We start from the raw sequence: 24,237 nt of genomic DNA on the forward strand, positions 1-24,237 counted from the left end.
AATTTGGTTTATATTATGTAATTTGTTTAATAATAACAGAACATTGAAACGAGGTACAATAGGTGTTCTATAAAACGGAGAGTACCTACACAACTGCATTTAATAAAACGAGACATGGGTGAGGTACGTTTCTAGCTTCTACACAAAAGCATCAGCTTAGAAATATTGCCGATGTTTATATTAGATGATGAAAAATCAAAAAAGAATGTCGAATTAACGCGACAAATTCATGAAAAGGAAGCCATTCGCGTTATAAGTTGGGGAGATTTAAAAAGATTTAGTCGAAAAAACTACTATGATAAAATTGTTCAATATATTGACATGTACAAAAATAGTTCTTTAGATTAAGTCATATAGAAAATACAAGAGGACTCACCGATTCTGGTGAGTCCTCTTGTATTTTTTAGTAGAATGAATCATCTCTATTTTTTATCTTTTAACCTGGTTCTTTTTGTTTTAGCTCTTGTAAGGCTGAAAATGTTTGCCCTTTTTTCTCTGCCTCTAACTGATGTCGATAATTAGCTAGTTCAGCTTCAATTTCTTCATCAACAGTTGCTACTGTTTCATTATTTACTGGTTTAAAAATAGCTTCTAGTTCATTCATTAACTTTTCACGAACAACACGATCTAAATTCATATAACTACGCATTATCGCAATTTCCAATTCAGAAAGATACGGTTATCACCGACTTTTTGATATTGGTTTATTAAATATTGACCGTATAAATGGTCGTACATATATTCAATTGCCAGCAGTGACTGCTTATGTGCCAACTGCAAAAAATCCTAAGATACCTGGTTATTTTCTTGTGCCTAAAGCTATTTTTAGCTGTGGCTTTTTAAGAGATTTTATTAAAGCACGTGATGTACGTGGGTTATTAGGGTTACTGGACCTTATAAATGGTCTTTATAGAGAGCCTAAACGTAAGGGTAAATGGTTAAAACGTAAGAAAATCACGTTATTCAATAAATATAAGCAGTCTAAGCAGGTGTTTAACAAATGGCTGCAACGTGTATTCTATGGTAAGAATAGTTTGATTCAGGTCGAACAGGAACTAGAAGGTTTGTACGAATTGAAGTTTATAGATAAAGTCTATAGAGAAAGAAAGCACGATGCGAAGTTTGAGCAATTCCAAGCATCTTCGCACAATACATTGTCATCTCTATTAAGATCGAGTAGTGTACACTATACAAACGATGATTTACAAGACATGCAGTTTGCTTGTAAGCAAGAGATCATTACGCCAATGTATTATGCTGTGGAGTCGAATGAAAACGCAATGTCTACAGTGAAAGCTGTCATGGCCGACATTTTAAGTGTGAGCGTGCGAGAAATTGAACGACAAACTGGTAACATTCAGGTACTAGGGGCGTATTTCCGAAAGACCCTACGGCTTCAGACAAAACGTATTTTGCAGGAGGAGCAGTCGTTACGCTATCTCATCGCCAGCTCGTACAAAGATGCTCATTGGGATGTACCGGAGCAGTTTCAATAAGAGCCTTTTCTGAAAAAAGTATTCAGAAAGGGCTATTTGTCATACAGGCATATATGTATCAGTACTATGTATGCCTAAAAAAATCAGAGAAATAGAGAAATTGTCGGTAGCACCAGGAGAATGATCAGGTGCTGCTTTTTTTAATGGCGTACTAATCCAATTCGGGCTGTGGAATAGTCGACTTTTGAAAATGAAATCCATTTAGTTATGTGGACGATTTTTCTCGTAGGTTGCTTATTTCGTGGATAATTGAAGTGATTGTGTGAATGAACCATTTCTTTTCGTCATTTTTAGCGGATAAACCATTTCTTAAAAAGAATAAGTCGTGAAAGCCTTGCTATCACTGGCTTTGCCAGCTTAGTAATTGCTCTCTATTAATATATGAATACTATATTGATTACTATGCGCTGTTTTTTTTCTATTATTTTTTCTATTATACTTTCCTCATCGATGATGATGATGTTGAAGTTGGTTATGTTTTTCTTTCTATCAACTAAAGAGTGAAAATCTTTAAGTAATAAATAATGTCTACTATTTCTTATAAGAAATACAAATATAAACACAAAAAAAATACAGATCCTCCATCTTAAACGAACAGAACAAAGCATAATGTATTTGTTATAATGTAAGTAATATATATAAAAGAAGTAATAATATGGATAAACCTGAACTGGTTCTACATAGTCACAGTTATTCGTTCCATTTTTAAGCTAAAGAAAGTAGGGGATGTATATGTATGAAAGGCTTTCAGCAGATGAAAGAGAGAAACGATTATCGGTACTAACCGCAGAACAACGGAATTATTTAGAGAACGAAATGAAACGTAGTAGAAAGACGGTGTTTGAACGTTTCATGAGAGATGAAAAAATAACAGCACTTAAGTCTGTAGATATAACACTTGAGGATAATGAAAGAAATGTCATAGACTGGATGATAACTGATTATGATGATTTTGGTCCAGGGAATTACATTGGTCGCTGTGCTTGTAATCGAAGGCTGCGGTATATGTTTACAGTAGAACATCAAAAAACGCATAAAAAGCTTCATTATGGTAAGGATCATTTAAGCATATTTTTAAATATAGAAGTGAAAGACGTAAATGGAATAATAAATGAATTAGATGACATTGATTATGAACTAAATGAACTCTTATTTAAAACAAAGAATAATCAGTACTACCACGAATACTATGAAAGAATCCCTGATAAAACAGTAGTTTCTGAAAGCATTAAAAAGCATATTGAATTAAATCTTCCGTTTTTAGACCCACAAATTAATAGGTTGAATAAATATTTTGAAAAACAAATGGAAGCATTAGAGGAAGAAAAACGTAAAATTCAGCGTGAGGTTGAACTCGAAAAACGTAAGGAAGAAAGAAGACGAATTGAAGAATTACTTAAAAAAAAGAAAAAAATTGAGGCTACTTTAGAAGCTGGAAGAAAGGCTCAACGAGAAACTGAATTTAAAAGACAACAACAGGAAAATGAACGTATAGAAAAATTGTCACAAGAGCAACGGGTGAGAGACGCTAAACTAATTGAGTCAGTAAAAGCACAGCTCGGCTATCATGCTACCTTCGATGAAGTAGCATATTCACTTGTATTGAACGGTCTACATAGTGCCGTAGCGATTAGCCGTATTATGGCCAATGATTTTGGGTTTGATAAACATCTGTCTGTAGGCACAATGCACAGGCCGTTCATATATTTTGATGTATTACTGGCTTTGAAGAAACAAGTGGATAAAGGAAATTTAATTATGGATGAATCATCAAACATAGTGGATTGTATTTTCTATGTGAATCCTTACCATGAGGAAGATAGAAGGAATGAAACTGAGGAGTTGCAACAACAAACGTTATCTCTGTTTTAATTTAAGTGTAGTGGAGAAAATCACGAGTTTTGGAACAAATATTGAGTTTAAGAAATATTGACAGGATGCTTTTTTTTGATAAAATGCGCTTTTTTAATTTTGTTCCGCAATCGGGCCAGATTGTAGAGGAACATTTTCAATAAAATTGGATATTTATGTTGAAATATAAAGTAGAGATCGTGATTTTTTTCACTTAAAATAACGGAGCAGGTTAGTGCAAGAAGGATTCTCTGATAAATGGAGTATTTTGTTTGTTATATTGGCTCTAAGAGCATATAAAAAAGGATTTACTCCATCCTAAATAGGTATATAAATTATATGTTGCTCTGGCGGACCTTTCCAAGTCGCTTCATCTAACTCGCTCTTTTGTAACTCCGTATAGAGTGTCCTACAACCCCAAGAGGCAAGCCTCTTGGTTTGGGCTCTTCCCGTTTCGCTCGCCGCTACAATTACGTTAAAAGAAGCGATTAATATTGGATTACAGAGAGCAAAAGAATGGAATGAAAAAGCAACACTTATAAGTGTAAACAGTGTGGATGAAAAGATGGGAGGCTCGAGAGGAGAAAAAGGGAAACGCTTTAATTGGTTTATGTTCTTTATGGTTCCAGGTACAGAGGATTATGTACTAATTGGTATCTCAGAAAAGAAAATTACCGTGTGTAGACCGAGCAAGCAATCTCAGGTTCCAACAATACCCTACGATGAGATTAAGTTCGATAGCTCTGATGTTATCCAACTGGCAAAGGATAAATTCAGACTGAAACAAGGAAAAGATTGGGCAACAGGATATCATTTTACACTTGATAGTATCGATGGTATGCCTATTCTAACAGTGTTTGGAAATGATCGAGATAACCGTTTTACTCGAATTTCATTCAATGCCCAAAACGGTGATGTGGTTAGTGCCATTCATAAATTACCATACGGTGGAGGATTAATATCCAAACGTATTGGCATCGATAACCTAACAAAAAAAGGGATGGCTATTACGGGGGTTGTCGCTGGAAACAACAATTTAGTGGTATGGGGAGACAAAAAGCCAACACAATTTAGTACAACCAAGCAACCTTTTATTGAATGGAGCCATAACAATGGAGAAACATGGACAGAACTCCAAGCTAATAATTATGTAACACACGCGTGGTTTGATATAAACGATCAATTATATGTAGCTACGGAAAAAGAATTATGGGCAGGTATTACATCAAAAAGTAAAGGAACGAAAATTCTTTCATTAGACCAATCAATCGAGAAAATTGATTATTCAATCAACAACCATATAGCTGTGCTATCAAATGGAAAGGTTTACTATACGACCAATCAAGGGGAGAATTGGGCACAAGCTATAGTACCTAAACCATTTTATGTGATTCAAATATCGGATGATGGTGATTTGGTAGGACTTACAGAGGAAAGGAAGATTCTTCAAAAGACAAATGATAAGTGGAACGAGATAACTATGCCGAATAGAAATGATGAACCTCTAGATATGAAAGTAATTAATAATAGGCTATTTATTACCACACAAAGTGGAATTTGGATCCGAGATCTTCAAGAGGGAAATTGGAGAAAAATTAAAGTTGATGAAGAGATAGTTATATTCGTTAAAAAAGGAGAGAAATTATTCGGAACTACACATAGAGGTGAAGCTAATTATTCCATCAACACGAAAGATAAAAGAAAATCTGAAAAAGTGTTTGATGCGAGGGATTTCATCGTTTGGGATGTGGATATCATGGGAGATACTTTATGGATTGCAACTATACCCGATTATTCGTGGGAAGAAATGACGATTCCGCAGAGACGGTAAAAGTTTGAAGTATATATCCATGAAAAAAACAATGTGAAGCATTTCACTTAAACTCCCATGAAAGAACTTAATCATCTTTCATTATCTGTGGTGAAGTGCTGATTTTAGCGATTCATGGATGGCTAACGGGGAGCTTTACTTGAAGACCATTGAGCTGCTAAGTCAGCTCTTTTTTCTTATTGTACTAACGGTGCAGTTTAGTTGAAGAGTGTTTTTTAACTTGTTGTTCAACAATCGGGCCAGATTGTGGAGCTAACCTTTATTTTATTCCCGTATTATCAAGGAAGCTAAACAGATGAAAGCGAATCGTTTGATAGCGGTCGAACAATATGTTGCAGAAAATCAAAAAAGGTGGCTAATTGACCAATTTAACCAGTTTAAATAAAGTCTTAGCTAAACTTGAAATCTAATTATTTACAACACCCTCAACAATTACAGTTGAGGGTGAAAAAGTTTAAAAGTATTAGATGTAGATTTGAAATAAAGATATACCGTTTATAAAAAAGGGTATAGTTTTTAATTATAGTAGTTTATTTTCAGTTTATATTTCTCCTTTACAGTAAGAGAAGAAGGAGGAATGAAATTTGTTAGAGTTAGTCAATGTACGAAAAGTTTATAAAACAGAAAGCTTTGAACAAGTTGCTTTAGAAGAAGTAAATATTGCATTTCGCAAAAGTGAATTTGTTTCTATTTTAGGTCCTAGCGGATCGGGAAAAACAACTTGTTTAAATATAATTGGAGGTTTAGACCGATACACTTCTGGTGACTTGAAAATAAATGGGCGCTCAAGTACTTCTTTTAAAGCCGAAGATTGGGATGCTTATCGAAATAATACTGTTGGTTTTATTTTTCAAAACTATAATCTTATTTCTCATTTATCAGTCATGGATAATGTTGAAATGGGGATGACTTTAAGCGGTGTTGACTCCGCTGAGCGACGCAATAGAGCTAAAGAGGTATTAATTAAGGTGGGGCTGGAGGAACATCTATACAAAAAGCCCAATCAATTATCTGGTGGTCAAATGCAACGTGTTGCAATTGCACGAGCGCTCGTAAATAATCCCGAAATAATCTTAGCTGATGAGCCAACAGGAGCATTGGATACTGAAACAAGTGTTCAAATTATGGAATTGATTAAGGAAATAGCAAAAGAAAAATTGGTTATTATGGTTACGCATAATCCTGAACTAGCTGAAGAGTATTCTGATCGTATTATTCAATTCTCAGATGGTCAAATAAAGAATGACTCGCATCCTTATCGAGAGGTAGAAGGTTCGAGTGACTACCAATTAAAAAAGACAAGCATGAGTTTTTTGACTGCTTTAAAAAGCTCCGGTAGAAATGTGATTACAAAGAAATGGCGTACAGGATTAACTGCATTTGCATCCAGTGTGGGAATCATAGGAGTGGCTCTAGTACTTGCACTTTCCAATGGTTTCAGTGAAAAAATTTCAGAATATGAATCTGAAATGTTGTCAGGTTTTCCAATTACAGTAAGTAACGGTGTAGTGAACTCGATTCCTACACAGCCAGTGGTAGTAGGCAACGAGGAAATCAAAGCATATTCAAACAATGAATCAATAATTGCATACAATTCCAAGGAAGAAACAGTGGAGCAGAAAAGACATGAGAATATACTATCTTCTGAATATATTAATTATGTGAATAAAATTGATGAGAAATATATAAATGGAATTTCTAAAACAAGATCTGTTTCACTACCTATTCTAAAAACAGAAGACAATGTAGCAACGAAGTTAAATATGAATAATTTAATGTTTACAACTTATCCAGTGTCAGATCATGATTCTGATTCAACTGCATATCTAGAAAAGAATTTTGACTTGTTAGAAGGATCGTTCCCCTCAAAGGAAACAGACTTATTGTTAGTAGTAGATGAATATAACCGTATAGAAGAAACTGCCTTAAAAGAACTAGGGTTCAATAGAAAAGAAACATCACTAAAAGACGTGATTGGTACTGTATATAAGTTACTTCCCAATGACCTATATTATGTAAAATCAGGAGATACCTTTGCGGTAAACGGGAACCCATCAGACTTGTCAAATCTTTATAAAAATGAAAAAGGAAAAACATTAAAAATTTCTGGTGTCATTCGATTAAAAGAGGATGCAACTGTTTCTAAATTACCTAGTGGTATTGCCTATTCAGATAAATTAGCACAAGACTTTATTGCAGAGGCCCAAGAGTCTGAAATCGTTAAAGTACAGGAATCGGTAGATTATAATGTCCTAACAGGTGAATTGTTAAGTGAAGAAACAGGAACAAATCAAATAACTAAAGATAATATGTTAAGTATGCTTGGAGCATCTTCTATTCCTACATCTATTTCCATTTATCCTATGAATTTGGATGCGAAAGATTCAATAAAGTCTTATTTGGATAAATGGAATGAAAAAGTCACTGAGGATAAGAAAATAGAATACTCTGATATGGCTAGCATGATGACAGGTATGCTCGGTTCAATCGTGGATATGATTAGTTACGTATTGATCGCATTTGCCTCTATTTCGCTAGTTGTTTCGATGATTATGATCGGAATTATTGTCTATGTTTCAGTTCTAGAAAGAACAAAGGAAATAGGTATTTTGCGTGCGCTTGGGGCAAGAACAAAAGATATCACTAGATTATTTAATGCCGAAACATTTATTATTGGTGCTGCTTCTGGCATCATTGGTGTAGGTATAACGTATTTATTGACAATCCCGATAAATAAGATTATTTATCATCTGACTGATTTTGATAAAGTAGCACATTTAAATCCGTTACATGCTGTTACTCTAATTGCATTAAGTATTGTTTTGACACTGATTGGCGGACTTTTACCTTCTAAAATGGCAGCCAAAAAAGACCCAGTGACAGCTTTAAGAAGCGAATAATGCGTTAAAAGCCCAAATTCTTTATAAATACTGAGAATTTGGGCTTTACGTTATTTTAAGGTAACGGAAAATGTACTGCCATTTTCTATTTCACTTTGAACATGAACATCCCCATCGCATAGTTCCACTATACGTTTTACAATTGAAAGTCCTAAGCCACTACCAGCTTTGGAATGAGATGTATCACCTTGATAAAATTTATCAAAAATATGAGCTTTTGTCAGCTCATCCATGCCAGGGCCGTTATCTTGAATTACAAACAGAATACTGCTATTTATTTTTGTAAGACTAATATTTATTAGTCCACCCTGTTCAGAAAATTTAATAGCGTTGTCTAAGAGGTTATACCAAATTTGCTGTGTCAAATCTTCATTTCCAATATAAATTACATTATCTAACTTTACATTTACTGTAAGCACTTTTGCAGACCATTTGGGTTCCATTAAAACGATTGTCCTTCTTATCTGTTCATCCATCCTGAATGTGGCTTTATCAGTAATGATTCCAAGATTTTCATACTTGGAGAGAGTGAGAACACTGGTGGAAAGATCAGCTAAACGTTCTGATTCCTTAATGATAATATCAAGATACTCCTGTCTATCTTCCTCACTAAGATTATTTTCCTTGAGAAGCTTTGCAAACCCGCGTAGAGATACAATAGGTGTTTTAAATTCATGAGAAAAATTGTTAACAAAATCACTCCTCAATGTTTCAATGCTTGAAAGCTCTTGAGTCATTTTATTAAAGCTCTGAGACAGCTCTTCCAATTCTCCAATGCCTTTTATATCTACCTTAACATTAAAGTCACCACTGGCCACTTTATGAATGGCATCTATTACTTTACGGATAGGATTTAGCGCTTTTTTACTAAGAAATGCAGTAAATGCTGTTCCGAGTAAAATGCAAAAGCCCAAAAAGTAAATTAGCGGAAGTACGTGAAATCCGGGGTTTTGACTTTTATTTTGAGCAGTTTGGCTAGAAGAAGATATAATGTCCATGTACTGTAGTAGTATGGTAATTCCACCGGCCACCAGAAATGTTATCATCAAAACTCCGAACACAAAGAGTACCAAAGTAATAGTAAGGCTCAGACGCTTTTTAACAAATTCTTTCATGCTTTTTTCACAGCCTTATAACCAAGGCCACGTACCGTTAGAATTTCAAACTCTGGCCATTCACGAAATTTGTCTCGTAAGCGATTAACATGAACATTGAGTGTTCTGTCATCGGTTTGAGATTCTACTCCCCATATCTCATCCATGAGCTGTAAACGGGTAAAAATTATGTTTGGATATGAAAGCAACTTAAATAAAAGGTTAAACTCTTTTTGTGGCAGCGTTATAACCTTATCTTCACGGGAGACGGTAAGGGCATCATAATCGAGAACGACTTGTCCGACTGATAGTCGATGTTCACTTGCAATCTTTGATCTGCGGAGAAGCGCCTTAATACGAAGTATCATTTCCTGTTCGTCTATTGGCTTTGTCATATAATCATCTGTTCCTACAAGGAATCCTTTTCTTTTGTCTTCTGGCTCCTGCTTAGCTGTAACCATTAATATAGGTAAATGTTCCCATGAAAGTCTGAGTAGACGGGTTAGTTCATAACCGTCCATATTTGGCATCATTAAATCAACCACTACTAAATCAATGTGCTGCTTATCCATTATTTTAAGCGCTACGAAAGCGTCTTCTGCACCGTATGTTTCAAAACCATTCTGCTTTAATACTGCGCACATTAGCTTTCGAGTATTTGTATCATCTTCAACAACCAATATTTTAAACATATAAAATGCCTCCATATAGTTAGTATTACATAATAAACTATACATATAAAATATAAACTGAAAATCAACTATTTAGCTCTATTCTTATTCTTTCTTTATCATGTATACACTCATAAGTATGGAAAAAAACAAATTTAAGAAAGGATTTAATATTTTTAATGTCTGAGAATGGGTTTTCTTTATTTAGACATATCATATAGTAAGACTAGAAGTTAGTCTTTTGACAGTCAAGTCTGTATATAAACGATAGATTAAAATGAATGACCTTCAATAAACCAACTAATAAAAGCTGATTGTTATTCCAGAATCGGGCGCGATTGTGGAAGAAGCGTCGCTGTTCTTATTAAACTAACGGGGTGCTTTAGTTCAATAAGAATTAAACAACTTTACTATCGCTATAAATCAGAAAAATGCGGATTTACAACGTTACGCACTTTATGTTACCAAACGACGCTTTGGGTGCTTTTTCATTATTCAACAATCGGGCCAGATAGAAGATAGCCAAACCCGAAGCAACAATATAGTTGAATAAAAGTAATGTACAGTTTGGCCTCGTTGTGTGTATCACTAAGGCTTAAGACGGATATTAATTTAGACTCAAGGCGTATGGAAATATTAATCAAATAATGTTAATTTTTTCTTATATTGAGTTTTAAAGTTCCACCCTGGGGAAAGAATGAGGTAAAATGCGTGAGTTCAGTTTATTTGGCATCTTAATGGTGAATTTACTGGTTTTCCAGTTTGACATGGCTGGGCGAAAAATAATTTTAAAGAAAACTGTTCGATCCACTTGTTCTGAATGACGGTAACATATAAATAGAATCTCAATGAAATGTTCAAAAGACGCTTTGGGTGCTTTTTCATTATTCAACAATCGGGCCAGATTGTTGAGGTGCTATATGTAAAGTGAACTTACCAAAAATTATTCTTATGGAGGTTGTAGAATGAGAAATGGTGTTATCTTAATGACCACAATTTCGGGGCTACTTTTCTGTTTTATAATGATTGCAGCTTCGCTATCTCCCTTTCCGGATCCTGGTGGATTCAATTCTTTAGGTATGTGGCTGAATATTATAATGTTTCTTGTCTTTTATATTCTGTCTTTAATTTTGTATTGGGTAGGAGTTAAAGGAATGAAATATGTTATGGCAGTTTTTTGCGGAGTAGGGTTACTTATATCACTTTCAATAATTGGACTGGCATTTGTAAAGGGAATGGTTACTTATAATGTTTCTGATTTTCTATATGTGATCGTTCTTTGCGTTATGTCACTAATTGCCAATATCGTTTGGTATATTGTTGCATTTAAACAATCGGGCGTAATTGTTTAAGAAGCGTTTTTATTTTTATTAAATTCAAGATTACTTTAGTTCATTAAAGATTTATAAAGTATACAAAACAAACCCAATAAACGTTCCCAAATGAAAGTTTGGAAAGAAACCGAAATCCAAGAAATGCTGTTAAACCAACATTTCTTGGATTTTCCTTTGAATATTGTCTATACAGCTTTTTATGCAAATATATAAACATGTCTACTATAGTACTTTTCAAAATTATTCAGAGTGTGTTATTTGAATAAAAACCTGTAAATTTAACGCTTTAAAAAATGCATTATTAATCGTTCCTATACTTCAATTACATGGGCTTTAGTTGAAAACAATCCTCAACGATCGGGCGCAATTCTAGAGTAGGGATTGCGCTTCTTCTTTATGAATCGGGCCATTTAATTGAATAACGCCTTTGGTAAAATTAATGAATTTATGTTAGAATTTAGGTTAAATTATAAACTGATGTACATAAACTAATGACGCAATTTAGTGGAGGAGGGATTATATGTATGAGTGAAATATCTTTTAATGAGTTAGAGAAGAAAGTGAAGAAGATTAAAATTGAAGGTTTTGTCATTTATAAAGGAAATACACAGATCTTTGAATATTTAAAGAATAAAAAAGTCGTACAAAATCCGACAAAGGTTTATTCGATTACAAAGAGTATTATTTCTATATTAATTGGAATTATGGTCGATAAAGGGCTAATAAAAAATATTCATGAACCTCTTCATCGCTACTTCCCAGAAATATTAGAGTTCAATGACCCAATGAAGGAGGAAATTACACTATTTCATTTGCTAACGATGACTTCGGGGTTACAGGTAGGTAGATACCAAAGTTCAAAAAACTGGGTTAAATTCATACTAGAACAACCAGTTATACATAAACCAGGTTCAACCTTAGAATATAATAGCGGAAACTCTCATTTACTAAGCGCGATCATTCAAAAAATTTCTGGACGTTCTACCGCCTCATTTGCAGAAGAATTTTTATTCCATCCATTAGGGATAAAAAAATACATCTGGGTAAAGGACCCTCAATGTGTTTACGAGGGTGGCTTTAGTCTTTCATTAAATTTAGAGGACATGGTGAAGTTTGGGTTTTTATTATTAAACGAAGGGCAATTTAGATCAAAACAAGTCGTTTCATCTAACTGGATCCACGAGGCAAGAAAACCATATAAACAATTTGAACCAGAAGAGGACAGAACATTTGGTTATGGTTATCAGCTATGGACTTGTGAAATTGCTAATAGTAACAAGAAAATTGAATATTACTATGCAAATGGATTATACGGGCAATATATATTTATTGTTCCGAAGCTAAATATTATGGCTGTGGCAAAAAGCTATCTACAAGATGACCAGTCCTCTGCGCCGAAACTCTTTTTCGAAGAACTTTTACGTAGTTGGATGGATGAGTGAGACATTTAAACAAATGAAAAGGGGTTTTTCTCCTCTTCCGAGATCATAAAAGTATCTTGTAAAAAGGAGAAATCACTATCTTGATATTAAACAATCGGGCGCGATTGTTGAAGTACATAGGAAGAAAATAATCAATTTTTTTTATAAAAATCAATCTAAGTATTACAATATAAGACTCCATTTTGATCAATCTCAAAATGAAGTCTTTTTATTTATAGAAAAATGCTGGTTAGTGAGATATTTTTGATCAAACTTTATTACAAAGCTACACTCTGCAGCATCCGATCCAGTCAACGGTTGTTGTAGCTTTGAAATAAAGTTGCGATGTTTATAAAAAAGATACGATGTCTAAAATAAAATCGCGACGATTATAAAAAAGTTACGATTAATAACCCTGGGTATTGGTTCAATGGGCCACGTCCGGACGTGGCCGGGTGCGTGCATTACTGTAGGTCGCCGGTTACAAATGGCCTTTATTCAACTTCAGGATGAGTTTGGAACGGTATCTGAAATCTTATTCTCGCAAGTTTTCATCTTGTTCAAGAGCTGTTACTAAAAGATGAATTGCTTTACATTGAGAGAACGCTTGAAAAGAGACCTCAAGAAGTAAAACATGCACAAACGACGAAAAGAATATGAAATTGAAGGAATTTTAGAAATTGCATAAATTTTTATGCAGTTTTTTCTTTACTTTTAAATAATTATTTTGTAAGATAAAGCCAACTTCAAAAGTGGCCAGACCACTTTTGTATTCATTCAGTAAGAGACGCCATCATCTGAAGGTGGTGGATTTTGTTTCTTTATAGTAGGTATCCAAACACCTACTGAATGAAGATAAAGCCTTTGGATGCATTGTTTATCTGCGCGAAAGGAAAGTGACAGCAATAATTATTCCAAGGCGAATAGATTGACCGAGGAGTTGATCGTATGGATAAAAAAACCGAACAAAAGAAAGTGTTTTTAGATATCGTCCAACAATTACGACAACTTATTAAAATGGAAAAAATACAGGCTGGTGAAAAGTAACCTTCCGAACGAGTCCTTTCAGAACGTCTAGGTGTCGGGCGATCCTCTGTGAGAGAGGCATTGCGAAGTTTAGAGTTGTTAGGTCTTATTGAAACGAGACATGGGGAGGTACATTCCTAGCTTCAACACAAAAGCATCAGCTCGTAGAAATATTGTCGATGTTTATATTAGAAGATGAAAAATCAAAAAAGATGTCGAATTAACGCGACAAATTCATGAAAAGGAAGCCATTCGCGTTATAAGTTGTACAGAGACTCTGCGAACACTACCAGTGTGGGACAGTTTTTTTGTAAAGCTAGAGATAGAAAGTACGATTAATTGTCGGGATGTTTTACGAGAAATAATCATCACGTCAGGAAATCGTCTATCACTAAAAATCTGGTTTCAGTTAGCTGCTTATGACGGTGACCGTTTAAATCGAAACTCAACAGAAGAAGAAAAATTAATCATTCAAACTATGTTGAAATCGATGCAGCTTGGCTATGAAAAAGAAGCATTAAAAGCTTACGAACAGTGGATGAATACTGAACAAGGCATTTAGACAACAAAGGGGGAGTCAAACATGGCAATACGTAGCTTATTTAGTAAAAAGAAAGAGGACGGACAGGAAAAGGGATTTCCAGAAGGACTTATGACAAAATGTCCAGAATGCCGTCACATTCAGTTAACAAAGGAAATAGAAAAAAATCATAAAGTGTGTACAAAATGCGACCATCATTTCAAAATGACTGCACAGGAGCGCGTAGCATATTTCTTAGATGAAGGTTCATTTGTTTCAATGGATGATCATTTACAAACAAGTAATCCACTTAATTTCCCTGATTATGTAGAAAAAATTTCAGTGGCTAAACAACAAACGGGATTAAGCGAAGCTGTACTGACTGGGTTAGGTACTCTTGATGGAGAAGAAATTGTTGTAGCAATTATGGATTCTCATTTCCGTATGGGCTCAATGGGCTCCGTTGTAGGAGAAAAAATCACACGTGCCGTTGAAAAAGCTATTGAATTACGTGTGCCGGTTATTATCTTTACTGCTAGTGGTGGAGCGCGCATGCAAGAAGGTATTCTATCATTAATGCAAATGGTAAAAACGAGTGTTGCATTAAAACGTCATAGTGAAGAAGGACTATTATTTATTTCGATCATGACGCATCCTACATACGGTGGCGTTTCAGCAAGCTTTGCTTCTGTTGGAGATATTAATATTGCTGAGCCACAAGCATTGATTGGCTTTGCTGGTCGCCGTGTAATCGAAGAAACATTAAGAGAAAAATTACCAAATGATTTCCAAAAGTCAGAGTTTTTACTAGCGCATGGTCAGCTTGATGCAGTTTTCCATCGGAAGGATTTACGAAATCAAGTAGCAATGCTTGTAAAAATGCATACAAAAGGCGGTGTGCAACATGTCTAAAAATTTAGCTTTTGAAGAACCAGTAGTACAATTACGAGAAAAAATTGATGAATTAAAAACGATTGCTACAAAGGCAGATGTAGACATGACAGGCGAAATCGAAAAGCTTGAAACACGTCTAACACAGCTAGAACAATCCATTTATGCCAATATGAAGCCATGGGATCGTGTACAGGTTGCTAGACATCCAGAACGACCAACAACTTTACAATATATAGAAGCTATGTGTGAAAACTTTATTGAGTTACATGGAGATCGTACATTTGGTGATGATGCAGCTATTCTTGGAGGAATTGCTCTCTTTGAAGGACAGCCAGTAACAATTGTTGGACACCAGCGCGGAAAATCAACTAAAGAAAATATTCGACGAAATTTTGGTATGCCACACCCCGAAGGATATCGTAAGGCATTACGCTTAATGAAGCAAGCTGAGAAATTTAAGCGCCCAATTATTTGTTTTATTGATACGAAAGGAGCCTATCCGGGTAAGGCAGCCGAGGAACGCGGCCCAAGTGAAGCAATTGCTAGAACTCTCTCTGAAATGGCGATTCTAACAGTACCAGTTATTAGTATTGTTATTGGGGAAGGCGGAAGTGGGGGTGCAATTGCATTAGGGGTAGCTAATCGCGTCTTTATGTTAGAGAACTCAACGTATTCGGTTATCTCGCCTGAAGGGGCTGCATCGATCTTATGGCGAGATGGTAGCCTAGGGAAGCAAGCAGCAGAAGCAATGCGTATAACAGCACCTGACTTAAAAGAGCTTGACGTTATTGATGGAATAATCCCTGAAATAACTGGTGGAGCACACCGCAATGTTGCGAAGCAAGCATTTTATATAAAAGAATGTATAAGCGTCACACTAAAAGCATTGAATTCTCTAAATGGCGAACAATTAATTGAAGATCGCTATGAGAAATTTAGAAAGATTGGACAATATACAGAAGCTTAACTGTCACTACTGGTTTATTAATAGAAAGCAAAGATAGTTATGGTATTTATGATGTGATGACAAAAGAAGCATTTAGAGGTAAAGGACATGGTAGTGAAATGTTTCAATTTCTTCTAAATCAAACAAAGGATAAACAAAAATCAGTTGTATTACAGGCTTCGGATGATGGGAAAAATATCTATAAGCGATTTGGATTTATAGATGTCGGAGAAATGGTTGTATTTGAATAAGGGGTTTTCTTATTAAGCTAAAGGGCACGATTGTTGGGCAACATAGATAGGAAATGATCAAACTTTTTTTAAAAAGAGTGACCATTTGAAAATATTAAGGGCGTGTTTTGATCAAACTTTTTTCAAAACACGCTCTTTCTTTTTGTTCGTTTATCAAGGTTATTTACAGTAATTTGAACAAACTTTATTCTAAAACAACAGTTGTATTTCTTTTCGATATTCCTTTGATTACACTAGGGAGCATCGTAGTATCGCGATGCCAACGGCAAGCGATACTCTGGACTTTTTCTGGACTTTTTCTGGACTTTTTCTGGACTTTTTCTGGACTTTTTCTGGACTTTTTCTGGACTTTTCTTGGACTTTTTTTGCGAAAATCTGTGCTAAAGTATTAGTATCAGAAGATTTGATATTACGAATAAACAACTACATCTATGATAAATCAGGATCTTTCCTAAATATAGGGAAGGTCCTTTTCTCTTCTGATCTATTTTAAGTGAATGGGAGGTGAATAGAAAATGAAGGATCTTACGAAGCAACAGATTTATGGTTATGGTGCTGAACCTGTAGAAATTTCTGACGTGTTATCCTATGTAGAAAGTAGAAACGAAGCATATGGGAATAAACCAAACGTTAAAATTTTTATGTATGGTGATGCTGGAAAGTGGCGTGTGGATGCAGGTGTTCACTTTATAGGCCATAATGGAAGGGATGAGTATCAACCTTTTCTATTAAAGGCATATAAGCAGTATGGACGCGCTGAAAATTATGCAAAGGCACTTGCTGAGGAACATGATTTTTCATTTGAAGGGCTTAAGCCGGAACTAACGAATGAAAGTATGTTATTACAGTATCAGAAACGGAAATTTGGAAAAGATGCATTTACAGACAGCCTAGAAAATGAAATGGCCAAGCATGGTACAGAATTGATGCAGACGATTGAACAGTATGCGGTTGGCGATGAAAATGAGAAAGCGTTCTTGTCCAAACAAGAGTTTGAACAAATGTTAAATAATCACTTTATGCGCATCGAAGACAGCATGGCAAGTTTACTTAAATCAAATGAGTCACAACAGAATAAAAATTCATTCAGTGATTATTTAATTGAAATGAAGAAGCAACTCAAGGACCATAGCCAACATTTCAAGGGAAGTGTCATTGAACGTACTGTAGCAGCCAAACAAAAAATGAATGACAATGTAAATGGATTACTGAATAATGTTCGAGATAGTATCACAGATGTAAAAGAATCAGCTAAAAACACTGTGAAACAGACCATCCTCAGTATGAATGAACGCTTAAAAGATTTTTCTACAGCCATTGATCAGAAATTACATGAGCATGAACCTGTACAACTTGATAGAAAAAGTAATAAAGCTATGGCTGCACAGGAGCTTGAAAGATAGGGATTCACCAAAAATGGGGAGTCCTTTTTTTGTGTAAAAAAATGAAAGGAGGTTGTTTAATTTATGGGGTCACAAGTTGTTGTAGTAAATGGAAAATTATTGGATTTAGCCATACTAGCAGAATATATGAATGATGAACTTCGTGAAAGGATACATGATGAAATGATTGTACCAAGCGATCAATTATATATCGATTGTTACATTCTGCTTGTGAAATATAATAAATTAGCTACCTGTAATTGGTAGCTTTTTTTGATAAATTCTCACTTATTCTGCACATACATTTACATACTTATTTAACCCTTTATTATGCGTTTATCCTCATGTTACATTTATTATTCAAAGCATATATAGAATATATTAACTTTATCAGAATAGATCCTTTTAATTTTATAATAGTGGAAAGGGAGCGGATTTTGAAAAGATTTTTATTTATTTTGATAATCATCATAATGATTTGCATTGTCTTTAGTAAAAAAATATTTTCAATTGAGGATCATAATGCTTCTGAATCTAAGCTTTACATCAATGTGTTTGATCTTAAAAGTTTGAAGTTTACATTCTATCAATTTGACCAGTTTCAAAATAAAAGTAAATTTTTATTAAGTAAGGAAACGGCGGATTATACTGCTTTCGCTTATTCTGAACTTAATAATAAATTGTATTTTGCTGATGGCATATCAGATCATACAATACAATTATTTGAAAATGACCTAAACACGAATCAAATGAAACAATTAACCACTGTATTTAATAACGTTGATTTTATGCAAATAGACAAATAGCAAAAAATCATCTTTATGAGAGTGCTATTAAGAGATGCATTTAGAAATTTTAATATAGCTACGTATAATCTTCAAACTAAGAAAATAAAAATATGGGAAGAAGGAAACAACGATAGAAGTGTTTTAGTTTTTAATTATAACCCGAATAATAATCAATTAATTGTAGTCTCTTTCTCCGAGAACGAAGATCAGAAGAAACTCACAGAGGCTAATAAAAATCAAACGAAATTACAGCCAATCAAACACAGTTTAGATATTTATGATATTGAAGGACAAAAAAAAGAAACATATAGCCGATGTTGAGAGATTTATAAGTGGAGCATCATTGGCACCAGATGCTAGCTCAGTAATAATCAGCTATGATGAAGCCGTAGACAGTCCTATTTCGCATGTTGTAGAAATAGATATCCAATCAAAAAAGGTAAAGCCTTTACTAGATAGTGCTGGTATTTATTCAAAAATTCGCTCCGTTAAATTCGATGAAAACAAAGACGGATTTTATTTTTTATCTAGTATAATTGATGGAAATAAACGTTATAGTATTTTAGAAATGCCTAAAGAGAGCGTACTCTCATACTATGACATCACGAAAAATAAGGTGCGAAATGTATGGAGGGCTGAAAAAAGTGTTATTGTTAATTATTCAGCAGAACATTTTTAATGTACAATTTACTTCTTAATAATTCTGAAAAGACTGTTGACTTAAAATGGTGGCTCGTGTAGAATATTTTGAAATTACAGTTAAATTCAGTGAAAAAGAGAGTAGTTTATGGAGTTACTGGAAAGCGAATTAGGGATGGTGTGAGCCTAATGCAGAACCCATAAATGAAACGCACTTTGGAGAAGGTTCTCGAATTAGTAGTAGAGAATATCGGGGAGTCACCTCGTTAACAATGGAAAGTGGTCATATTATATGGCAACTAGAGTGGTACCACGGGATAACTATGCTCTCGTCTCTATATTTAGAGACGGGGGCTTTTTTTATCTTCATTCAGTAGAAATCTCTTACCTCTATTGGTACGAGATGAAAAGGAGATGTGGTCCCTTTTCAGTGAATGTACAAACACCTACCGAAAATAGAGGAACTCAGTCTAAGAACGCCACGTCCTGTGGCAACGACTGAGTGACCAACATCATGTTGGCCTAAAGCCTCCGGCGGATGTCACGGATTTTCAAAGGAATGAATTGTGCTGGCACAATTCAAAATCCGGACGCAATTACGCCAAGGCGAAATTGATTTTAAATTGAGAGGAGAATGAACATGAATACACAAATCGCGAAAAGAATCGCTGTGGCATTAAATAACGAGCTGTCTGTCAATGAAATTCAAAATTTACTAGAAAAACCGAAAAATTTGGACTTAGGGGATGTGGCATTTCCATGCTTTACGCTCGCAAAAAAATTTAGAAAATCCCCACACACAATCGCTATCGAAATTCAAAACAATTTAAGCAGTGATTTAATACAAGAGGTTCAAGTAGTAGGAGGTTATGTCAATTTATTTTACCATCAGCCAACGATTACACATCAAGTGCTTAGCCAAATAGTAAAAGAAAAAAATTTATACGGGACTCAGCAGGAATCGAAGGGGAATATAGTGTTGGATTTTTCTTCACCTAATATAGCGAAGCCTTTTTCCATGGGTCATTTACGTTCTACAGTGATCGGCAATGCATTGGCCAATATTGTGGAAAAAAATGGATATCGAGCAATTCGCATTAATCATCTAGGTGATTGGGGAACACAGTTCGGTAAATTGATTGTTGCTTACCGAAAATGGGGTGATCAAAAAACAATTGAAGCTGCTCCAATAGAGGAACTGTTAAAAATTTATGTGAAGTTCCATGAAGAAGCGGAGCAGGATGAAACACTCAATGAACAGGCACGTACCGCTTTTAAAGCATTAGAAGATGGAGATGAAGAGGCGTTAGCTCTTTGGCAATGGTTTAGAGATGCATCACTAGAAGAATTCAAGACCATTTATCAACTGCTTGGAATTAACTTTGATTCTTTCGCTGGGGAAGCGTTCTACAATGACAAAATGGCTGCTGTTGTTAAGGAATTGGAAGAAAAAGAGCTGCTTGTGAAATCTGAGGGTGCTTATGTCGTTGAATTAGATAATATGCTTCCATGCTTAATTACGAAAACAGACGGTGCTACGCTCTATGCTACACGTGATTTAGCAGCTGCTTTTTATCGTAAACAACTATATGACCCTAAAAAAATATTTTATGTTGTAGGGCATGAACAATCTCTTCATTTTAACCAACTATTTAACGTTATTGAGAAGATGGGGTATGATTGGGCAAAAGATTTACAGCATGTGCCTTTTGGAATGATACTAAAAGAGGGTAAAAAAATGTCGACGCGTAAAGGAAAGATCGTTTTATTAGCAGATGTATTAACAGAAGCGATTGCCACTGCGAAGCGAAATATCGAGGAAAAAAATCCAAATCTAGTGGATAAAGAGAACATTGCACTTCAGGTTGGTGTAGGAGCGGTTATTTTTAATGATTTAAAAAATGATCGTCTTCATGATATTGAGTTTTCGATTGAGCACATGATGCATTTCGAAGGTGAGACAGGGCCATATATTCAATATACGTATGCACGTATTTCATCTCTTTTGGAAAAAGCAAATAAACATAGTTACGAAGTATCGTTTGAAGCATTAGGGGAGCAAGCATGGCCGGTTATTTTATTGTTGGAATAGTTTCCGAAAGTAATTGCCAACGCTTTTGAGCAAGCAGACCCATCGCAAATTGCTAAATATGCCTTACAATTAGCGCGTCAATTTAATAAATATTATGCGCACAATAAAGTATTGGTCGATGACAGCCAAAGAACATCACGATTAGCATTTTGTCATTGTGTAGCTGTTGTTTTAAAAGAATCGCTAGCATTATTGGGAATGGCTGCGCCTAAAAAAATGTAAGGACTATTCATTAATTGCCATGAAATTGACCGATACTAGAAAAAATGGTAAAAGGAAATAGTGAGAATTCAGAGGTCTGACAATAATGTTAGATTTCAGTTGATTTTTAACTGTATTAATAGAGAGAAGGTTTTTAGAAAGTATGGAGAAAAAGCAATGGCGTGTTTCCATGGTAATTGTGGTTGTTAGTATTTTCTTCGTTGCGCTCAATATGCGCCCAGCAGTCACAGGAATAGGGCCACTATTTAATGTACTTTTGGAATCACTCCATATATCAAATACCAAAATGAGCTTTTTAACATCTATTCCGGTGTTTTGTATGGGACTCTTTGCACCATTCGCAGTACCATTACAAAGGAAACTCGGAACAAAAACAGCTATTACGCTCTTAATAATTATCCTAGCATTAGCAAATGGGCTACGATTTTTAAACGAAAGTTATGTACTACTTGTAGTCACAAGCTTTGCTGCAGGATTTGCCATTGCACTTATTGGACCCATATTAAATGCTTATATAAAGAAAAAATTCCCGACCCGTTTTACTACCGTGGTTGGTATTTATTCATTTGGAATAGGAACAGGGGCAACATTGAGTGCGGCACTAACAATAACATTTTATAATCATTTTCATGAGAGCTGGACGATAGCGCTCGGCAGTTGGGCAATTCTTGCTATCATCGCTCTTTGTATATGGATACTAGTAATACAAAATCAAGAGCTGCCAGAGACAGGTGTATTGACAGAAAATGCAGCACGAAACCCTTGGAAAAATGCCCGTGCTTGGACAATTTTAATTTACTTTGGCATACAAACATCTTTGTTCTTCTCCATAATGTCCTGGCTAGTACCGATATTACAGGCTAAGGGCTTTTCCCTTGTCGCTGCAAGCTCTATGCTAACATTTTTGTCTATTGTACAAATGATTGGAAATATTTCGGTCCCCATACTAATGGAAAAATGGTCGAGTCGAATAGGTTGGCTCTTTTCTTTAGGGATCTTAGGTATGGTTGGCTTTGTGTTGCTATGGTTAGGCTCGGGATCTTTGTTGTGGATTGCTGTATTAATCATAGGTATCGTATTAAGCGGCTTATTCCCAATTGGTTTATTATTACCATTGGATGAGGCAAGAAATGACGAGGAGGCAAATAGCTGGTCATCTATGGTGTTTTCAGGTGGCTTTATGATTAGCTCCATTATCCCTATACTTATCGGCTATTGCTATGATGTGACTGGAAACCATACATTTACCTATATGATTTTTATAATATTAATGACTGGCATTATAGCTACTACAATTATGCTAAAGAAAAAATAATGTCGAGACATGCACGAATTTACGAGCATGTCTTTTTTAAATGACATTTTAACCGCAAATTATAAGTCATTTTTCATAGCAAATCTAAAAAAGAGTCGTTTTTTATAGGTATAACGAATTGAGTAAAAGGTGAGAGCAATATTTTTATAACACTTAATCTTAAATAATATTATTATGTAAACTTGAAACGTATAGTAACCTTGTTTATGATAGTAAAGAAAGATGTTTAACTTGCATTCAGCACTGAAAGTCTTCACCTCTATTGGTGATGGATGAATGCGGGTAAGGTTACTTTTTGGCGGGTGTAACAAATATCCGCTGAGATAGAGAAACACAGGCTATGAACTTCACATCCTGTGAGAACGCCTGAGTGAACAACATCGTGTTGGCCTAAGCCTCCGGCGGATGTCACGGAATTATGCAAAGGCAGATTTGATAGAAAGTTTTGGTGAACGTATGCGGAAAAAGATGCTCATTCTTGGAGCAACAGCTTTATTATTAACGGGCTGTGGAAATGAAACATTGGCAGAGGTGTTTCAAACTAAAAAGACCGATGTGAAAACGGAAAAGGCTGTGACGAAGCAGCAAGAAAAAATTGTACCGGAAGTAAAAGTAATTGGTGAGAACGGAATCGGTGCAGGGATCATTGTTAAAAAAGAGGACGATAAGCTCTATATTGTGACAAATGGTGCGCTCGTATCTTCAAAGCCAACTGCGCTCGTACAATTTAATAATGATAAACTTAAGGAAGCCGATGTGCACTTTATATCTACAGCTTATAATATGGCCATTTTAGAAGTACCTTATAACGCATCGGTAAAGGTGCCGACCGTCTATAACGGTGAATTAAATCAGTTAGCTGTTTATGTTGAAAGCTTACCGCACATCATTAAAAAATATAGTGACAGAGTAGCAGCTTATTACATAGATGCAGATCAAAATACACTTATCGGGAGCCCCGTTCTAGAAGCAGAGAATGGTGAACTTGTGGGCATCTATTTTAAACGCAAACAAAACGGTGTAACACAGCCGTTTATTTTGCCATTTAAAGATATTGCACAGTTATTGGATGAATGGATCGAGGGTAATATGAAGACAAGTGATCGACTAACTCAATCCAAAAACTTATATCCATATATAGAGCAGGGCGATAAAGAAGCAGTCCAGCAAGCTATAGATCAATACGGAAAGAATATTTTTGCTTATAATGTCGATGAGGTAAAGCTGTTTTTAGATACATTTTATAAATATTTAAAAGCTGCTGTTGACATTCATGATGCTAGTGTCATGAAGCCTTTTGTAGGTACAGAAGATTTACAAAGCACACTGGATAATATGGTAGCGAATTATGCATCTAAACAAGCGAAAATCCGTTTTTACAATACGACGATTAAAAACATCAGCATGGAAGGACAAAATATTGTAGTTCGTGCTATAACAGAATATGTACTAACAAATTCTGCTGGTCAAGAGGCACTAGCGAACTCTATGATGGTATATGAAATAAATAAAAATGAACAGGGCGAGTATAAACTTATTCGTCTAACAACTGAGGAGTGAAAAG

At 35.1% G+C, this 24,237-nt stretch carries 17 protein-coding genes, 3 pseudogenes and 1 other annotated feature; of the genes and pseudogenes, 17 read left to right on the top strand and 3 right to left on the bottom strand.

What is annotated here, in order from left to right; genetic code table 11:
* Positions 1–436: 436 nt before the first annotated feature.
* The gene (locus ABH968_RS18165) at positions 437–649 is read right to left on the bottom strand and encodes a hypothetical protein (RefSeq protein ID WP_370046198.1); all 213 of its coding nucleotides are present in this window, start codon (positions 647–649) and stop codon (positions 437–439) included.
* 118 nt (positions 650–767) lie between these two features.
* Here ABH968_RS18165 and ABH968_RS18170 point away from each other — a divergent pair, with 118 nt between their 5' ends.
* From ABH968_RS18170 to ABH968_RS18185, 4 genes are all read left to right on the top strand, one after another.
* Complete coding sequence (locus tag ABH968_RS18170; RefSeq protein ID WP_370046200.1) at positions 768–1,496, top strand: hypothetical protein; 729 nt, start codon at positions 768–770, stop codon at positions 1,494–1,496.
* 732 nt (positions 1,497–2,228) lie between these two features.
* The gene (locus ABH968_RS18175) at positions 2,229–3,368 is read left to right on the top strand and encodes a hypothetical protein (protein WP_370046201.1); all 1,140 of its coding nucleotides are present in this window, start codon (positions 2,229–2,231) and stop codon (positions 3,366–3,368) included.
* Positions 3,369–3,780: 412 nt separating this feature from the next.
* Positions 3,781–5,178: a beta propeller repeat protein gene (locus ABH968_RS18180; RefSeq protein WP_370046203.1), complete on the top strand. Its 1,398-nt coding sequence runs from the start codon at positions 3,781–3,783 to the stop codon at positions 5,176–5,178.
* A gap of 584 nt (positions 5,179–5,762) precedes the next feature.
* A complete protein-coding gene (locus tag ABH968_RS18185; protein WP_370046205.1) occupies positions 5,763–8,078 on the top strand; it encodes an ABC transporter ATP-binding protein/permease in 2,316 nt (771 codons plus the stop codon).
* 50 nt (positions 8,079–8,128) lie between these two features.
* Here ABH968_RS18185 and ABH968_RS18190 read toward each other — a convergent pair whose 3' ends face one another.
* Both ABH968_RS18190 and ABH968_RS18195 read right to left on the bottom strand, forming a co-directional pair.
* Positions 8,129–9,193: a HAMP domain-containing sensor histidine kinase gene (locus tag ABH968_RS18190; protein WP_370046207.1), complete on the bottom strand. Its 1,065-nt coding sequence runs from the start codon at positions 9,191–9,193 to the stop codon at positions 8,129–8,131.
* A complete protein-coding gene (locus ABH968_RS18195) occupies positions 9,190–9,864 on the bottom strand; it encodes a response regulator transcription factor (protein ID WP_370046209.1) in 675 nt (224 codons plus the stop codon). The genes ABH968_RS18190 and ABH968_RS18195 overlap by 4 nt, the downstream gene beginning before the upstream one ends.
* Before the next feature lie 944 nt (positions 9,865–10,808).
* Here ABH968_RS18195 and ABH968_RS18200 point away from each other — a divergent pair.
* The 13 genes and pseudogenes from ABH968_RS18200 (at position 10,809) to ABH968_RS18260 (ending at position 24,233) form a co-directional block, all read left to right on the top strand.
* Complete coding sequence (locus tag ABH968_RS18200; RefSeq protein ID WP_370046210.1) at positions 10,809–11,195, top strand: DUF5391 family protein; 387 nt, start codon at positions 10,809–10,811, stop codon at positions 11,193–11,195.
* Between the two features lie 506 nt (positions 11,196–11,701).
* Positions 11,702–12,619, top strand: coding sequence for a serine hydrolase domain-containing protein (locus ABH968_RS18205; RefSeq protein ID WP_370046211.1), 918 nt, complete (start codon positions 11,702–11,704; stop codon positions 12,617–12,619).
* A gap of 927 nt (positions 12,620–13,546) precedes the next feature.
* Positions 13,547–14,186: pseudogene (locus ABH968_RS18210) on the top strand (FadR/GntR family transcriptional regulator).
* A 21-nt stretch (positions 14,187–14,207) separates the two neighbouring features.
* Positions 14,208–15,056: an acetyl-CoA carboxylase, carboxyltransferase subunit beta gene (accD, locus tag ABH968_RS18215; protein WP_370046213.1), complete on the top strand. Its 849-nt coding sequence runs from the start codon at positions 14,208–14,210 to the stop codon at positions 15,054–15,056.
* The gene (locus tag ABH968_RS18220; protein ID WP_370046215.1) at positions 15,049–16,005 is read left to right on the top strand and encodes an acetyl-CoA carboxylase carboxyltransferase subunit alpha; all 957 of its coding nucleotides are present in this window, start codon (positions 15,049–15,051) and stop codon (positions 16,003–16,005) included. Before accD ends, ABH968_RS18220 begins: the two co-directional genes overlap by 8 nt.
* A pseudogene (locus ABH968_RS18225) lies at positions 16,002–16,235 on the top strand (GNAT family N-acetyltransferase); the annotation flags it as partial. The gene ABH968_RS18220 and the pseudogene ABH968_RS18225, both read left to right, overlap by 4 nt.
* A 515-nt stretch (positions 16,236–16,750) precedes the next feature.
* Complete coding sequence (locus tag ABH968_RS18230; RefSeq protein ID WP_370046217.1) at positions 16,751–17,638, top strand: hypothetical protein; 888 nt, start codon at positions 16,751–16,753, stop codon at positions 17,636–17,638.
* A 63-nt stretch (positions 17,639–17,701) separates the two neighbouring features.
* Positions 17,702–17,884: a hypothetical protein gene (locus ABH968_RS18235; protein WP_370046219.1), complete on the top strand. Its 183-nt coding sequence runs from the start codon at positions 17,702–17,704 to the stop codon at positions 17,882–17,884.
* Positions 17,885–18,054: 170 nt separating this feature from the next.
* Complete coding sequence (locus ABH968_RS18240; protein ID WP_370046220.1) at positions 18,055–18,423, top strand: hypothetical protein; 369 nt, start codon at positions 18,055–18,057, stop codon at positions 18,421–18,423.
* A 265-nt stretch (positions 18,424–18,688) separates the two neighbouring features.
* Positions 18,689–19,084: a hypothetical protein gene (locus ABH968_RS18245; protein ID WP_370046222.1), complete on the top strand. Its 396-nt coding sequence runs from the start codon at positions 18,689–18,691 to the stop codon at positions 19,082–19,084.
* Positions 19,085–19,164: 80 nt separating this feature from the next.
* Positions 19,165–19,384: a binding site (T-box leader), on the top strand.
* Between the two features lie 294 nt (positions 19,385–19,678).
* Positions 19,679–21,358, top strand: a pseudogene (argS, locus tag ABH968_RS18250) (arginine--tRNA ligase).
* A gap of 142 nt (positions 21,359–21,500) precedes the next feature.
* Positions 21,501–22,673, top strand: a complete 1,173-nt coding sequence (locus tag ABH968_RS18255; RefSeq protein WP_370046223.1) for an MFS transporter — start codon at positions 21,501–21,503, stop codon at positions 22,671–22,673.
* A gap of 405 nt (positions 22,674–23,078) precedes the next feature.
* Positions 23,079–24,233: a hypothetical protein gene (locus ABH968_RS18260; RefSeq protein WP_370046225.1), complete on the top strand. Its 1,155-nt coding sequence runs from the start codon at positions 23,079–23,081 to the stop codon at positions 24,231–24,233.
* Positions 24,234–24,237: the final 4 nt, after the last annotated feature.

The sequence above is a fragment of the Lysinibacillus sp. RC79 genome (assembly GCF_041262405.1).
Lineage (GTDB): Bacteria > Bacillota > Bacilli > Bacillales_A > Planococcaceae > Lysinibacillus.

What these genes read in the sequence shown, in the direction of transcription:
- accD (WP_370046213.1), top strand. Translation starts at nt 14,208, where the DNA reads ATGGCAATACGTAGCTTATTTAGTAAAAAGAAAGAGGACGGACAGGAA.
- ABH968_RS18190 (WP_370046207.1), bottom strand. Translation starts at nt 9,193, where the DNA reads ATGAAAGAATTTGTTAAAAAGCGTCTGAGCCTTACTATTACTTTGGTA.
- ABH968_RS18235 (WP_370046219.1), top strand. Translation starts at nt 17,702, where the DNA reads ATGGGGTCACAAGTTGTTGTAGTAAATGGAAAATTATTGGATTTAGCC.
- ABH968_RS18195 (WP_370046209.1), bottom strand. Translation starts at nt 9,864, where the DNA reads ATGTTTAAAATATTGGTTGTTGAAGATGATACAAATACTCGAAAGCTA.
- ABH968_RS18200 (WP_370046210.1), top strand. Translation starts at nt 10,809, where the DNA reads ATGAGAAATGGTGTTATCTTAATGACCACAATTTCGGGGCTACTTTTC.
- ABH968_RS18255 (WP_370046223.1), top strand. Translation starts at nt 21,501, where the DNA reads ATGGAGAAAAAGCAATGGCGTGTTTCCATGGTAATTGTGGTTGTTAGT.
- ABH968_RS18230 (WP_370046217.1), top strand. Translation starts at nt 16,751, where the DNA reads ATGAAGGATCTTACGAAGCAACAGATTTATGGTTATGGTGCTGAACCT.
- ABH968_RS18205 (WP_370046211.1), top strand. Translation starts at nt 11,702, where the DNA reads ATGAGTGAAATATCTTTTAATGAGTTAGAGAAGAAAGTGAAGAAGATT.
- ABH968_RS18165 (WP_370046198.1), bottom strand. Translation starts at nt 649, where the DNA reads ATGCGTAGTTATATGAATTTAGATCGTGTTGTTCGTGAAAAGTTAATG.
- ABH968_RS18260 (WP_370046225.1), top strand. Translation starts at nt 23,079, where the DNA reads ATGTCACGGAATTATGCAAAGGCAGATTTGATAGAAAGTTTTGGTGAA.
- ABH968_RS18175 (WP_370046201.1), top strand. Translation starts at nt 2,229, where the DNA reads ATGTATGAAAGGCTTTCAGCAGATGAAAGAGAGAAACGATTATCGGTA.
- ABH968_RS18220 (WP_370046215.1), top strand. Translation starts at nt 15,049, where the DNA reads ATGTCTAAAAATTTAGCTTTTGAAGAACCAGTAGTACAATTACGAGAA.